At 65.6% G+C, this 13,773-nt stretch carries 11 protein-coding genes; 8 read left to right on the top strand and 3 right to left on the bottom strand.

The window, feature by feature from the left end; translation table 11 throughout:
* Positions 1-66 precede the first annotated feature (66 nt).
* Entirely contained in the window at positions 67-318 is a 252-nt protein-coding gene (locus ACTDI4_RS18555; RefSeq protein ID WP_442842545.1) for a helix-turn-helix domain-containing protein, read from the top strand.
* A 23-nt stretch (positions 319-341) separates the two neighbouring features.
* Here ACTDI4_RS18555 and ACTDI4_RS18550 read toward each other — a convergent pair whose 3' ends face one another.
* From ACTDI4_RS18550 to ACTDI4_RS18540, 3 genes are read right to left on the bottom strand one after another with little or no spacing between them, the layout of a single operon-like run.
* On the bottom strand, positions 342-1,898 hold the full coding sequence (locus tag ACTDI4_RS18550; protein ID WP_442842544.1) for a SpoVR family protein: 1,557 nt from the start codon (positions 1,896-1,898) through the stop codon (positions 342-344).
* 3 nt (positions 1,899-1,901) lie between these two features.
* Complete coding sequence (locus tag ACTDI4_RS18545; RefSeq protein WP_442842543.1) at positions 1,902-3,215, bottom strand: YeaH/YhbH family protein; 1,314 nt, start codon at positions 3,213-3,215, stop codon at positions 1,902-1,904.
* Between the two features lie 19 nt (positions 3,216-3,234).
* Positions 3,235-5,184 (bottom strand): PrkA family serine protein kinase, encoded by a 1,950-nt coding sequence (locus ACTDI4_RS18540; RefSeq protein WP_442842542.1) that lies wholly within the window; start codon positions 5,182-5,184, stop codon positions 3,235-3,237.
* A 283-nt stretch (positions 5,185-5,467) separates the two neighbouring features.
* On the opposite strand from ACTDI4_RS18540, the gene ACTDI4_RS18535 reads away from it, so the two are divergent.
* The 7 genes from ACTDI4_RS18535 to ACTDI4_RS18505 all read left to right on the top strand — a co-directional run bounded on the left by ACTDI4_RS18535 (position 5,468) and on the right by ACTDI4_RS18505 (position 13,755).
* Complete coding sequence (locus ACTDI4_RS18535; protein WP_442842541.1) at positions 5,468-6,493, top strand: LacI family DNA-binding transcriptional regulator; 1,026 nt, start codon at positions 5,468-5,470, stop codon at positions 6,491-6,493.
* A gap of 94 nt (positions 6,494-6,587) precedes the next feature.
* Positions 6,588-7,898, top strand: coding sequence for a xylose isomerase (gene xylA, locus ACTDI4_RS18530; RefSeq protein WP_442842540.1), 1,311 nt, complete (start codon positions 6,588-6,590; stop codon positions 7,896-7,898).
* A gap of 59 nt (positions 7,899-7,957) precedes the next feature.
* A complete protein-coding gene (locus tag ACTDI4_RS18525) occupies positions 7,958-9,019 on the top strand; it encodes a sugar phosphate isomerase/epimerase family protein (protein WP_442842539.1) in 1,062 nt (353 codons plus the stop codon).
* A 3-nt stretch (positions 9,020-9,022) separates the two neighbouring features.
* A complete protein-coding gene (locus ACTDI4_RS18520) occupies positions 9,023-10,198 on the top strand; it encodes a Gfo/Idh/MocA family protein (protein WP_442842538.1) in 1,176 nt (391 codons plus the stop codon).
* A complete protein-coding gene (locus ACTDI4_RS18515) occupies positions 10,195-11,730 on the top strand; it encodes a sugar ABC transporter ATP-binding protein (RefSeq protein WP_442842537.1) in 1,536 nt (511 codons plus the stop codon). The genes ACTDI4_RS18520 and ACTDI4_RS18515 overlap by 4 nt, the downstream gene beginning before the upstream one ends.
* 9 nt (positions 11,731-11,739) lie before the next feature.
* Positions 11,740-12,741, top strand: coding sequence for an ABC transporter permease (locus tag ACTDI4_RS18510; protein WP_442842536.1), 1,002 nt, complete (start codon positions 11,740-11,742; stop codon positions 12,739-12,741).
* Between the two features lie 66 nt (positions 12,742-12,807).
* Positions 12,808-13,755: a substrate-binding domain-containing protein gene (locus ACTDI4_RS18505; protein WP_442842535.1), complete on the top strand. Its 948-nt coding sequence runs from the start codon at positions 12,808-12,810 to the stop codon at positions 13,753-13,755.
* The last annotated feature ends 18 nt before the right edge of the window (positions 13,756-13,773 follow it).

Here is a 13,773-nt window from a genome sequence, read left to right as displayed (position 1 = left end):
GGCTCACCCTTGCCGTATCTCACCCATTATGGTTGACTAAGAAGGGATTCGGCAAGGCATGAATTCATGAATCTTCTTCCTGAGCAATGTCGAGCGGCACGCGCCCTGCTCAACTGGTCGCAGGAGCGGCTTGCGGTCTGCGCGGGCGTTTCCCGCAGCACCATCAAGGATTTCGAGTGCCATCGCCATGTGCTGCAGCGAGCCACCGAGAGCCTGCTGGTCAGGGCGCTGGAAGGGGGCGGCGTGCTTCTGCTTCCCGACGGGCACGAAGGACCGGGCGTGCGCCTGCGGCAGGGCGTCGTCGCCGCACGTCGCTGAGGCGCGGCTTCGCCGCCGCGCCGTCATTCGCCCATCTGGGCGGTCGAGCGCTCGTAGATGGTGGCACCCGTCAGCATGTTGACGCCTGCGAGGCTGACTTCGTAGCCCCACAGCCTGCGGATGTGGCGCAGCGTGGCGTCGCGGCTGCGCTCGTCCAGCAATATGCCGTCCTTGACCTTGTGCAGGAGGCGCAGGCGCCGGTCACCGAGCAGGTCCACGTCCACCACCTGGATGTTGGCGCGGGAAGCGCCGATGTCGTAGCTGTCGGCCAGGGCGGTGCGCACCTTCTCGTAGCCGCGCTCGTTATGGATGGGACCGACCTCGTAATGCGCCTCCGCGGCGGCGTCGCCGAGCACGAAGAAGCGCCATTTGCGAATGAGCGCGGGGCTCAGATACTGCCGGATGAAGGATTCGTCGCGGTGGTTGGCCCAGGCGTCCAGCAGGGTGGCGCGCCAGTCGCCGCTGCCGGCGATGTCGGGGAACCAGTCGCGGTCCTCGGGGGTAGGCTCGGTCGCGATGCGCTTGATGTCCTGCATCATGTCGAGGCCGAGCGCGTATGGGTTGATGCCGGAATAGCGCGGGTCGTCGAAGGCCGGCTGGAAGACAACGTTGGAATGGTTGCGCAGGATCTCCAGCATGGCGCCCTCGCCGATGCGGCCGCGGTCGAACAGCGTGTTCATGATGGTGTAGTGCACAAAGGTGGCGCAGCCTTCGTTCATCACCTGCGTCTGGCGCTGGGGGTAGAAATATTGCGCGATGATGCGCACGATCCGCAGGATCTCGCGCTGCCACGGCTCCAGGATCAGGCTGTTCTTCTCCAGGAAATAGAGGATGTTCTCCTCCGGCAGGTTCAGCGTGCGCTTGCGTTCGGCCGCCTTTTCCTCGGCCTCGTCGGGCCGTTCGTCCGCCTTGGCCGGCGGCAGGGTCCGCCACAAATCGTTATAGGTGCGCGCCTCGTAGTCCAGCCGTTCGCGAATGCCCTCGCGCTGCTTTTCCGACGACAGCTTGGGCGGGCGGCGATAGCGGAAGACGCCCTGGTCCATCAGGGCGTGCGCGGCATCGAGCACGGCTTCCACCGCGTCGGTGCCGTGGCGTTCCTCGCAATGGGCGATGTAGCTCTTGGCGAAATCCATGTAGCTGAGGATGGCGCCGGCGTCGGTCCATTGCCGGAACAGATGGTTATTCTTGAAGAAATGGTTGTGGCCGAAGGCGGCGTGCGCCGTCACCAGGGCCTGCAGGGCCATGGTGTTTTCCTCCATCAGGTAGACGATGCAGGGATTGGAGTTGATGACCAGTTCGTAGGCGAGGCCGCGGCCGGCCTTGCGGTACAGCAGCTCCTGATAGAGGAAATGCTTGCCGAATGACCAATGCCGGTACATCAGCGGCAATCCGATGGAGGCGTAGGCGTCCAGCATCTGCTCGGAGGTGATGATCTCTAGCTGCGAGGGATAGACGTCGAGGCCGAGATCCTCCAGCGCCACCTGCTCGATCGCGTCATGGGTCCGCGACAGCGTCGCGAAGTCCCAGTCGGAACCCGAAAACAGGAGGCCGGAGCCGCTTTTGCGTGCGGGCAGGGCCATGGCTCACCTGCCTTTCAGGCCGGCGGCCGGCTGCTTGGTGAAGAGCTGGCGGAACACGGGATAGATGTCGGCGGCGCGCGCGATGCGGGTCATCTGGAAGTTGGGCCACTTGTCCTCGACGGTGCTGTAGGCGCGCCACAGCGAGGTGCCGTTTTCCGTCGAGCCGAAGATGTGGCTTTCACGCTCGTCGATGATCTCGACATAGGCGAAATACTGGCACAGCGGCATGATGGCCTCGTTGAGCAGCGAGATGCAGTGCTGCGAATCGGTGACGAAATTGTCGCCGTCCGAGGCCTGGGCGGCGTAGATGTTCCAGTCGCTGGCCGGATAGCGCGCGTCGATGACGCGGCGCATCTCCTCCAGGGCGGTGGACACGACGGTGCCGCCGCTCTGGGTGCTGTAGAAGAAGGTTTCCTCATCCACCTCCTGCGCCTCGTGTGTATGGCGGATGAAGACGATCTCGGTGCGGTCGTAGCGGCGCTTCAGGAACAGGTGCAGCAACACGAAGAAGCGCTTGGCCAGGTCCTTCTCGCGCTCGCCCATCGAGCCGGAAACGTCCATGAGGCAGAACATCACCGCCTTGGCGTTCGGCACCGGCTGCGCCTCGAAGCGGTTGAAGCGGATGTCGACGGGATCGACATAGGCGATCACCCGGCGCCGGCGCTCCAGCCGCTCGAGTTCCGCGGTGAGCGCCGCGATCCTCGCCCGCACCGCCTCGTTCTGCCGGCCGGCCGCCAGCTCTTCCAGCTCTTGGCGGATCGCTTCCAGGTCCCGGGTCCGGGGACGCTTCAGCGCGATGCGGCGGCCATGGCTGTTGCGCATGGTGCGCCCGACATTGATGTTGGTGGGCGAGCCGGTGGCGGCGAAGCCCGCCCGCCGCGGCTTGAAGGCCAGCACCTCCTTGAGGTTGAGCTTGACCATGTCGGGAAGTTCCAGGTCCTCGAAGAACAGGTCCAGCACCTCCTCGCGCGACAGCATGAAGCGGAAATCGTCCTCGGAGTCGCGCCGCGAGGGCCTGGAGCCGGAGGCGCTGCCCTGGCCCGGCTTGGGAATGCGGTCGCCGGGCACGAACTCCCGGTTGCCGGGCAGCACGTGACGGCGGCGCCCGCTGTCGCCGGCCTCCTCGAAGCGCGGCTCGTCCGTTCCACGGGCGGGCATGGAGACGCTGTGCTCGGCATCCACGTCGGAAATCTTTCCGCTGCGGATGCGCTCGCGGATGCTGCGCTTCAGCTCCTCGCGCGCACGGCGCAGGAACCGCTGCCGGTTGCCGAGGCTCTTGTCCTTCGGATTCAGCCGTCGGTCGATGAAGATCGGCATCAAAGCCCCCGCAGCGGCCTCAGCCGGCCTTGTTCACCCGCATGTACCAATCCACCAGCCGGCGGACCTGGCGCTCGGTGTATCCGCGCTCGGCCATGCGCTGCACAAACTCGGTGTGGCGCTTTTCGGTCACGCTGTCCTGCTTGGAGCCGAAGCTGATGACGGGAAGCAGGTCCTCCACCTGGCCGAACATGCGCTTCTCGATGACCTCGCGCAGCTTCTCGTAGCTGGTCCAGGACGGGTTGCGGCCGTTGTTGCGGGCACGCGCCCGCAAGGTGAACTTGACTACCTCGTTGCGGAAGTCCTTCGGATTGGCGATGCCTGCCGGCTTCTCGATCTGCGACAGCTCGTTGTCGAGGATCTCGCGGTTGAGGATCTGGCCGGTATCGGGGTCCTTGTAGTCCTGGTCCTCGATCCAGGCGTCCGCATAGGCGATATATCGGTCGAATAGGTTCTGGCCGTATTCGGAGTAGGATTCCAGATAGGCCTTCTGGATCTCGTGGCCGATGAACTCGGCATAGCGGGTCGCCAGTTCCGACTTCACGAAATCGAGATAGGCGGCTTCCGTATCCTTCGGGAACTGCTCGCGCTTGATGGCCTGCTCCAGCACATACATCAAATGCACCGGGTCGGCCGCGACCTCCTTGGTGTCGTAGTTGAAGGTCTGCGACAGGATCTTGAAGGCAAAGCGGGTGGACACGCCGGTCATGCCCTCGTTGACGCCGGCGGCATCGCGATATTCCTGTACGGACTTGGCCTTGGGGTCGATCTCCTTCAGGTTCTCGCCGTCATAGACGCGCATCTTGGTGTAGAGCGGGGAATTGTCGTGCTCGGCGAGCCGCGTCGAGACGGTGAAGCGGCTCAATATGTCGAGCACCTCCGGCGCGCAGGGGCTGTCGGCCAGTTCGCTCTCGCGCAGCAGCTTTTCATAGATCTGCCGCTCCTCGGTCACCCGCAGGCAGTAGGGCACCTTGACCACCAGGATGCGGTCGAGGAAGGCCTCGTTGTTCTTGTTGTTCTTGAACTGCAGCCATTCCGACTCGTTGGAATGGGCCACGATGATGCCCTGGTAGGGGAAGGCGCCGAAATTCTCGGTGCCGTTGTAGCTGCCTTCCTGCGTGGCGGTGAGCAGCGGGTGCAACACCTTGATCGGCGCCTTGAACATCTCCACGAATTCCAGCAGACCCTGCGTGGTGCGGTTCAGGCCGCCGCTGTAGGAATAGGCGTCGGGGTCCGACTGGGAAAAATTCTCCAACTGGCGGATGTCGACCTTGCCTACCAGGGAGGAGACGTCCTGGTTGTTCTCGTCGCCGGGCTCGGTCTTGGCGATGCAGATCTGGCGCAGCCGCGACGGCATCAGCTTCACGACGGAGAATTTGGAGATGTCGCCGGCAAGCTCGTCCAGCCGCTTGGCGGCCCAGGGCGAGATCAGGCCGTTCAGACGGCGGCGCGCGATGCCGTATTTGTCCTCGAGCAGGTCCGCCATGCGCTCGGGGTCGAACAGACCCAGCGGCGATTCGAAGACCGGGCTGATCTGGTCGCCGACCTTGAGCGTATAGACGGGGTGCGTCTCCATCAGGTTCTTCAGCCGCTCGGCCAGCGAGGATTTGCCGCCACCCACCGGCCCCAGCAGGTAGAGGATCTGCTTGCGCTCCTCCAGCCCCTGCGAGGCATAGCGGAAATAGCCGGCGATACGCTCGATCGTGTCCTCCATGCCGTAGAAATCGGAGAAGGAGGGGTAGAGCTTGATCGTCTTGTTGGCGAAGATGCGGCCCAGCCGCTCGTCCTTGCTGGTGTCGACCAGCTTCGGCTCGCCGATCGCCGCCACCATGCGCTCCGGCGCGGAGGCGTACATCGACTTGTCTTCGCGGCAGGCCAGGAGATATTGCTGGAGGCTCATCTCCTCCTGGGCAGCGTTCTTGTAGATCTTCGAGAAGAGGTCGAAGACGTCGGAATTATTCCCCTGCATGGCAACCTCGCAGCGGGGCGCATCCTGTTGCCCGGTGCCCCGTACGCTTACAACCGTTCCGGCGCCCCATAGGTTCCCATGATAACGCACGGATCTGCTGCGGCAAAACGGCACCGGGCACAATGCACCGGCAAATGTGCCGGAAGCCGTTCAACAATGGAAACAAGGGCCCGGCCGGGGCGGGAAGAATATAGCGTTCAGGGAGGGTGCGGAGCGAGGCCAACAATTCTGATTTACGTACCTCAAAAATTGCGCTAGGAACCTCGGCGGGAGGAACTGCCAGGTGCGTCCAACGGTTCGCGACGTGGCCGAAGCGGCCGGCGTCAGCCTTGCTACGGTCGACAGGGTGCTCAACCGCCGCGCCGGCGTGCGGGAGGCGACGATCGCGCGCGTCGAGGCGGCGGTGGCGCGGCTGGGCTTCGTGCGCGACCTGGCGGCTGCGAACCTTGCCAAGCAGCGCAGCTACCGTTTCGTCTTTCTCATCCCCAGCGGTCCGAACACCTTCATGCGCGCGCTGGAGCAGCAGGCGGTCGAGGCCGGGCGCCGCGCCGCGCTCGACCGCGTCGAGATCGAGGTGGTGCCGGTGCCTCCCTTCGACGGCGCAGCCCTTGCAAGGGCGCTCGATGCGCTCGACACGCGCGCCGTCTCGGGCGTCGCCCTGGTCGCCACCGACTCCGCCGAGGTGCGGGAGGCGCTGACGCGCCTGCATCAGGCCGGGATTCCCGCCGTGACGCTGGTCTCCGACGTGCCGGCCTTCCGTCGCAGCCACTATGTCGGCATCGACAATGTCGCCGCCGGCCGCACCGCCGCCAGCCTGATCGGGCGCTTCGCCGGGGGCCGGCGCGGCAGGATCGCGCTGATTGCCGGCTCCATGCTGGTGCGCGACCATGTCGAGCGGCGCATGGGCTTCGACCAGGTCATCCGTTCGGAATTTCCCCATCTGGACTGCCTGCCGGTGCTGGAGGGCCGGGACGACGCCGAAACCACCGGCCGGGTGCTGGCGGCCTGCCTGGCGGAAGAGCCGGACGTGATCGGCCTCTACAACATCGGTGCCGGCAATCGCGGCATCATCGATGTGCTTTCCCGCAAGCCTGCCTATCGGAACCTCGTGGTGGTGGCGCATGAACTGACCCCGCATGCCCGCACGGCGCTGCGGGAAGGTTTGTTCGATGCCGTCATCGCGCAGGATGCCGGCCACGAGGCGCGCAGCGCCATCCGCATCCTCAAGGCGCTCATCGACGGCACGCCGGTTGTGGAGGGGCAGGAGCATATCCGCATCGAGATTTATCTGAGGGACAATCTGCCGTGATCGGGCTACTCTGCCGCTTGAGGTACGCAAATCCGGGTGGCAGGGTGGTCCTTCCGGCAGCCGGATCATTCATGCAAGCAACGGACACCTTCTCATGAGCACGGGCTTCTTCGGCGATATCGGCAAGATCAGGTACGAAGGTCCGGATTCGACCAATCCGCTCGCCTACCGCTTCTACGACAAGGACGAGGTGGTCGCCGGCAAGCGGCTGGAGGACCACCTGCGATTCGCCGTCGCCTATTGGCACTCCTTCGCCTGGCCGGGGGGCGACCCGTTCGGCGGCCAGACCTTCGAGCGGCCGTGGTTCGGCGAGGAGATGGACAAGGCCAGGCTCAAGGCCGACGTCGCCTTCGAGATGTTTTCGCTGCTGGGCGTGCCCTTCTACTGCTTCCACGACGCCGACGTGCGGCCCGAGGGCGGCAATTTCGCCGAAAGCGCTGCCCGGCTGGACGCGATCGCCGACATTTTCGAGGCCAAGCAGGCCGAAACCGGCGTCAAGCTTTTGTGGGGCACGGCCAACATGTTCTCGCATCGCCGCTTCATGGCCGGCGCGGCCACCAATCCCGACCCGGACGTGTTCTACTACGCGGCCGCGACCGTGAAGAAGTGCATGGACGTGACCATGCGTCTCGGCGGCCAGAACTATGTGCTGTGGGGCGGGCGCGAGGGCTATGAGACGCTGCTCAACACGGACCTGAAGCGCGAGCGCCAGCAGGCTGGCCGCTTTCTGTCCATGGTCGTCGACTACAAGAAGAAGACGGGCTTCAAGGGCACGATCCTGATCGAGCCGAAGCCGCAGGAGCCGACCAAGCACCAGTATGACTACGACGTCGCCACCGTCTACGGCTTCCTCAAGGAGTTCGGGCTGGAAAACGAGGTCAAGCTCAACATCGAGCAGGGCCACGCGATCCTGGCCGGCCACACCTTCGAGCACGAACTGGCGCTGGCAAATGCGCTCGGCATCTTCGGCTCCATCGACATGAACCGCAACGACTACCAGTCGGGCTGGGACACCGACCAGTTCCCCAACAACGTGCCGGAAATGGCGCTTGCCTATTACGAGGTGTTGCGGGCCGGCGGCTTCACCACCGGCGGCACCAATTTCGACGCCAAACTGCGGCGCCAGTCGCTCGATCCGCAGGACCTTCTGATCGCCCATATCGGGGCCATGGATTGTTGTGCGCGGGGGCTGAAGGCGGCGGCGAAGATGGTCGAGGACAAGGCTTTGTCCGCTCCGCTGGAGGAACGCTACGCCGGCTGGAACGACGCCTATGCGAAGAAGACGCTGGCCGGCGGCCATTCGCTGGAGGAAATCGCCGAGCGGGTGGTGAAGGACGGCATCGAGCCGCGGCCGCGCTCCGGCCGCCAGGAATATCTCGAAAACATCGTCAATCGCTATGTTTGAGCGCCGCCGACCCCGGATGCGGGTCGGAATTTGCGCGGTCTGGAACTGGGAGGAGATACATGAAGACCATCAAGGGCCCCGCCATCTTCCTGGCGCAGTTCGCGGGCGATGCCGCTCCCTTCAACTCGTTCGACGCCATCTGCGAATGGGCGGCCTCGCTGGGCTACAAGGGCGTGCAGATCCCGACCTGGGACGGGCGCCTGTTCGACCTGAAGAAGGCTTCCGACTCCAAGGACTATGCCGACGAGGTGAAGGGCGTGGCCGCCGGCCACGGACTGGAGATCACCGAGCTGTCAACGCATCTGCAGGGCCAGCTCGTGGCCGTGCATCCGGCCTATGACGCGGCCTTCGACGGCTTCGCGGCGCCGGAGGTGCGCGGCAACCCGGCCGCCCGCACCGAATGGGCGAAGGACCAGGTCAAGCGCGCCATCCGCGCCTCCAGGCATCTGGGCCTCAAGGCGCATGCCACCTTCTCCGGCGCGCTCGCGTGGCCTTATGTCTATCCCTGGCCGCAGCGGCCGGCGGGCCTGGTGGAGACGGCCTTCGACGAGCTGGCCGCCCGCTGGACGCCGCTGCTCGACTATGCCGACGAGCACGGCGTCGACATCTGCTACGAGATCCATCCGGGCGAGGACCTGCATGACGGCGCCAGCTACGAGATGTTCCTGGAACGGGTGAAGAACCACGCCCGCGCCAACCTGCTCTACGATCCCTCGCACTTCGTGCTGCAGCAACTCGACTATCTCGACTACATCGACATCTACCACGAGCGCATCAAGGCCTTCCACGTCAAGGACGCCGAGTTCAACCCCACGGGCCGGCAGGGCGTTTACGGCGGTTTCCAGAGCTGGGTGGACCGTGCCGGCCGCTTCCGCTCGCTGGGCGACGGTCAGGTTGATTTCGGCTCGATTTTCTCCAAGCTGACGGCCTATGATTTCGATAGCTGGGCGGTGCTGGAGTGGGAATGCGCGCTCAAGCACCCGGAAGACGGCGCGCGCGAAGGGGCCGAGTTCATTCAGCACCACATCATCCGCGTCACCGAAAAGGCCTTCGACGATTTCGCCGGAGCCGGCACGGACGATGCCGCCAACCGCAAGATGCTCGGCCTGAACAGGAGCTGACCCATGACGATCGAAGGCAGCAGGCGGGAGCAGGGCGCGGGGCGCATCCGGCTCGGCATGGTGGGCGGCGGGCAGGGCGCCTTCATCGGCGCGGTGCACCGCATCGCCGCGCGCATCGACGACCAGTTCGAGCTGGTGGCGGGCGCGCTCTCGTCGGACCCGGCACGCGCCAAGGCTTCCGCCGCCGAGATCGGCATCGCGCCGGACCGCTCCTATGGGTCCTATGAGGAAATGGCCAGGGCCGAGGCCGCGCGGCCGGACGGGATCGAGGCTGTCTCCATCGTCACGCCCAACAATGTGCACGCGCCGGCCGCCACCGCGTTCCTCAACGCCGGCATCCATGTCATCTGCGACAAGCCGATGACGACGACCGTGGCCGAAGCGCAGGGCCTCGTGGATCTGGTAAGGAAGACCGGCAAGGTTTTTGTCCTCACCCACAACTACACCGGCTACCCGATGATAAGGCAGGCGCGCGCCATGGTCGCCGCCGGCGAACTGGGCGAGATCCGCCTCGTGCAGGCCGAATATCCGCAGGACTGGCTGACCGAGCGCGCCGAGCTTTCCGGCTCCAAGCAGGCGGAATGGCGCACCGATCCCAAGCGCTCCGGCGCAGGCGGCGCCATCGGCGACATCGGCACCCATGCCTACAACCTCGCCGCCTTCGTCAGCGGGCTGGAGACGGACGAGTTGCTGGCGCAGCTTTCCACCTTCGCGCCCGGCCGGCTGCTGGACGACGACGTGCAGATCCTGCTCCGGTACAAGGGCGGCGCCCGCGGCATGCTGTGGGCCAGCCAGGTGGCCGTGGGCAACGAGAACGGCTTGAAGCTGCGCGTCTACGGCACCAGGGGCGGGCTGGAATGGACGCAGGCCGACCCGAACTATCTGTGGTTCACCCGGTTCGGCGAGCCCAAGCAGTTGCTGACCCGGGCGGGCGCCGGCGCCTGGCCGCAGGCGGCACGCGTCACCCGTGTGCCGGGCGGCCATCCGGAAGGCTATCTGGAAGGCTTTGCCACCATCTACGCGGAAGCGGCCCGCGCCATCCGCGCCGCGCGCGACGGCGGCAAGCCGGATGCGGAGGTCGTCTATCCCACGGTCGAGGACGGGCTGGCAGGCATGCGCTTCATCGAGGCAGCCGTCGCTTCCTCCAGGGCCGGCAATGCATGGACGAAGGTTGGATGAGCGCGTCCTCCGCTCCGATACCCGCGACCGCCGGCGCGCCGCTGCTCGAAGCGGTCGGGCTGTCGATGTCCTTCGGCCCGGTCGAGGTGCTGAAGGAGGTCAGCCTGGACGTGCGGGCAGGCGAGGTGCATGCCATCATCGGCGAGAACGGGGCGGGCAAGTCCACGCTGATGAAGCTGCTTGCCGGCCATTTGCAGCCGAGCAAGGGCGAATTGCGCATCGACGGCGAGACGGTGACGCTGAGCGGGCCGGTCGACGCCGAGCGGCGCGGCATCGTTCTGGTGCATCAGGAGATATTGCTGGCGCCGGACCTCACCGTCGCGCAAAACGTCTATCTCGGGCGCGAGCTGGGCAAGGGCATGGTCATGGACGACCGCGCCATGAACGAGGGCGCGCGCCGCGCCGTGCGCGACCTTGGCGCCGACATCGATCCGAACGCCGTGGTGGGGCGCCTTTCCATCGCCCAGCGCCAGCTCGTGCAGATCGCGCGCGTGCTCCTGGTGCCGCACCGGGTCGTCATCTTCGACGAGCCGACGGCCTCGCTGACGCCCATCGAGACCGAGGCGCTGCTGAAGGTCATCGCCGACATCCGCGCCCGGGGCGCGGCGGTGCTCTACATCTCGCACCGCTTGCCGGAGGTGAAGGAGATCGCCGACCGGGTGACGGTTCTGCGCGACGGACGGCTCGTCACCACCAGGCAGGCGTCGGAGCTGGAGCCGGTCGACATGGCCAAGCTCATGGTCGGGCGCGACGTGGCCAAGCTCTATCCCGACCACCAGGCGGCTTCTGCGCGCGAGACCGTGCTCGAGGTGGAGGATTTTTCCGTGCCCGGCTTCGCCCAGCACGCGTCGTTCAGGCTCGGCAAGGGCGAGATTCTCGGTTTCGCCGGGCTCGTCGGCGCCGGCCGCACCGAATTGATGGAAGGCATCGTCGGCCTGCGCCCCGGCCGCGGCACGGTGCGGCAGAACGGGCAGCCGGTGCATTTCGCCAATGTGGACGGCAGCCTGAAGGCCGGCATCGTCTATCTGAGCGAGGACCGCAAGGGAAAAGGCCTGCTGCTGGCCAAGGACCTGCGCACCAATCTCACGCTGGCCTCGCTCGCCCGCTTCGTGCGCGGCCTGCAGATCGACCGCGCCAGGGAAACGGCCGCGCTCGACAAGGCGATTGCCGAGTTCGATATCCGTACCGGCCGCAAGGACCTGCTGGCCGGCCAGCTTTCCGGCGGCAACCAGCAGAAGCTGCTCCTGGCCAAGATGATGATGCTCGACCCGCGCATCGTCATCATCGACGAGCCGACGCGGGGCATCGACATCGGCACCAAGGAACAGATCTACAAGTTCATCGCCCAACTCGCCGAAGAGGGCCGTTCGATCATCGTCGTCTCCTCCGAGATGCCGGAGCTGATCGGCATCTGCGACCGCATCGTGGTGATGCGGGCGGGCAGCGTCGTCGGCGAGGTGACGGGCGACGACATGACCGAAGACAGGATCGTCGTCCTGGCAACAGGCGTCAAAACGCAAGAGGCCGCATAGAGAAAGATCATGACCGACCTCGCAGCAGACAAACCTAGATCGCAGGCCTCCTGGCGCAATGTCGACCTGACGGCGGTGGCGCCCTTCGTGGCGCTGGCGCTGCTGCTGGTGCTGGGCGCCTTCGCCAATCCGAACTTCTTCTCCGTCGACAACCTGCTCAACGTGCTGACGCGCAGCGCCTTCATCGCCATCATCGCGGTCGGCGCCACCTTCGTCATCTCGGCGGGCGGGCTCGACCTCTCGGTCGGCTCCATGGTGGCCTTCGTGGCCAGCCTCACCATCATGTTCCTGAACAGCGGAACCTTCGCCGGTCCCGGCACCATGCTGGTGGCGGCGATCGTTCTGGCCCTGCTGCTGGGCGCTGCCTGCGGGCTGGCCAACGGGCTGATAACCACCTTGGGCAAGATAGAGCCCTTCATCGCCACGCTGGGCACGATGGGCATCTTCCGCGGCCTGACCACCTGGCTGTCGCAGGGAGGGGCGATCACCCTGCGCTCGTCGGAAATCCAGTCGCTCTACCGCCCGGCCTATTTCGGCTCCGTGCTGGGCGTGCCCGTGCCCATCATCGTCATCCTGGCCACCGCGGCGCTCGGCGCCTTCGTGCTCTACCGCACGCGCTACGGCCGCCATGTGCTGGCCGTCGGCTCAAACGAGGACGTGGCGCGCTATTCCGGCATTCCGGTCGCCCGCGTGCGCACCGTCACCTATGTCATCCAGGGCCTGTGCGTGGCCGTGGCCTGCCTGCTCTACATTCCGCGGCTCGGCTCCACCTCGGCCACCACCGGCCTGATGTGGGAGCTGCAGGCGATCACCGCCGTCGTCGTCGGCGGCACTGCGCTGCGCGGCGGAGTGGGGCGCATATGGGGCACGATCTGCGGCGCCTTCATCCTGGAGATCGTCGGCAACATCATGCTTCTTTCGAATTTCGTCAGCGAGTACCTGATCGGCGCGATCCAGGGGGCGATCATCATCATCGCCATGCTGGTGCAGAGATCGCTGGCAAGGAGATAGAGAATCGGCCGGGCCAGCGGGGCACCCGGCTTTATCCATCAGACCCTGTAACTATTGGAGGAGAGTATGCGCAAACGACTACTGGGTGTTGCCGCCGTTGCCATGGCGGCCTTGATGAGCGTGTCGCACGCCGAAGACAACAAGACCATCGGCGTCTCGATCCCCGCCGCCGACCACGGCTGGACGGCGGGCGTGGTCTTCCATGCCGAGCGCGTGGCCAAGCTGCTGGAAGCCGAGCATCCCGGCCTGAAGGTCATCGTCAAGACCTCGCCGGACGCGGCCAGCCAGGCCAACGCCGTGCAGGACCTCGCCACGCAGGGCATCGATGCACTGGTCATCCTGCCGTCGGACCCGGACCCGCTGGTCAACGCCATCAAGGAAGTGAAGGACAAGGGCAAGTTCGTCGCGCTGGTCGACCGCGCGCCGTCCAACAACGACAATTCGGTGCGTGACCTCTATGTCGCCGGCAACAATCCGGCGCTCGGCGAGGTGGCCGGCAAGTACATCGCCGAGAAGACCCCCGACGCCGAGGTCGTGGTCATCCGCGGCCTGCCGATCCCGATCGACCAGCAGCGCCAGGACGGCTTCGACAAGGGCATCGCCGGCTCGAACGTCAAGATCCTCGACCGCCAGTTCGGCAACTGGAACCGCGACGACGCCTTCAAGGTCATGCAGGACTACCTGACCAAATACCCGAAGATCGACGTGGTGTGGTGCCAGGACGACGACATGGCCGTGGGCGTGCTCCAGGCCATCGAGCAGGCCAAGCGCACCGACATCCAGTACGTCATCGCCGGCGCCGGCTCCAAGGACATGATCAAGAAGGTCATGGACGGCGACAAGATGATCCCGGTCGACGTGCTCTACCCGCCGGCGATGGTGGGTACGGCCCTCGAGCTGACCGCCGCCGCGCTCTATGATCATGTGCCCGTGCACGGCAGCTACATCCTGGACGCCACGCTGGTGACCAAGGACAACGCCAAGGACTTCTACTTCCCCGACTCGCCGTTCTGAGCCGGAACAACGATACCG

It is taken from the genome of Mesorhizobium sp. PUT5, assembly GCF_052216645.1.
Lineage (GTDB): Bacteria > Pseudomonadota > Alphaproteobacteria > Rhizobiales > Rhizobiaceae > Mesorhizobium.
This window is presented reverse-complemented; position numbering and strand designations above follow the sequence as displayed.

Coding starts and splice junctions, on each gene's coding strand:
- ACTDI4_RS18555 (WP_442842545.1), top strand. CDS start 67: ATGAATCTTCTTCCTGAGCAATGTCGAGCGGCACGCGCCCTGCTCAAC.
- ACTDI4_RS18550 (WP_442842544.1), bottom strand. CDS start 1,898: ATGGCCCTGCCCGCACGCAAAAGCGGCTCCGGCCTCCTGTTTTCGGGT.
- ACTDI4_RS18545 (WP_442842543.1), bottom strand. CDS start 3,215: ATGCCGATCTTCATCGACCGACGGCTGAATCCGAAGGACAAGAGCCTC.
- ACTDI4_RS18540 (WP_442842542.1), bottom strand. CDS start 5,184: ATGCAGGGGAATAATTCCGACGTCTTCGACCTCTTCTCGAAGATCTAC.
- xylA (WP_442842540.1), top strand. CDS start 6,588: ATGAGCACGGGCTTCTTCGGCGATATCGGCAAGATCAGGTACGAAGGT.
- ACTDI4_RS18525 (WP_442842539.1), top strand. CDS start 7,958: ATGAAGACCATCAAGGGCCCCGCCATCTTCCTGGCGCAGTTCGCGGGC.
- ACTDI4_RS18520 (WP_442842538.1), top strand. CDS start 9,023: ATGACGATCGAAGGCAGCAGGCGGGAGCAGGGCGCGGGGCGCATCCGG.
- ACTDI4_RS18515 (WP_442842537.1), top strand. CDS start 10,195: ATGAGCGCGTCCTCCGCTCCGATACCCGCGACCGCCGGCGCGCCGCTG.
- ACTDI4_RS18510 (WP_442842536.1), top strand. CDS start 11,740: ATGACCGACCTCGCAGCAGACAAACCTAGATCGCAGGCCTCCTGGCGC.
- ACTDI4_RS18505 (WP_442842535.1), top strand. CDS start 12,808: ATGCGCAAACGACTACTGGGTGTTGCCGCCGTTGCCATGGCGGCCTTG.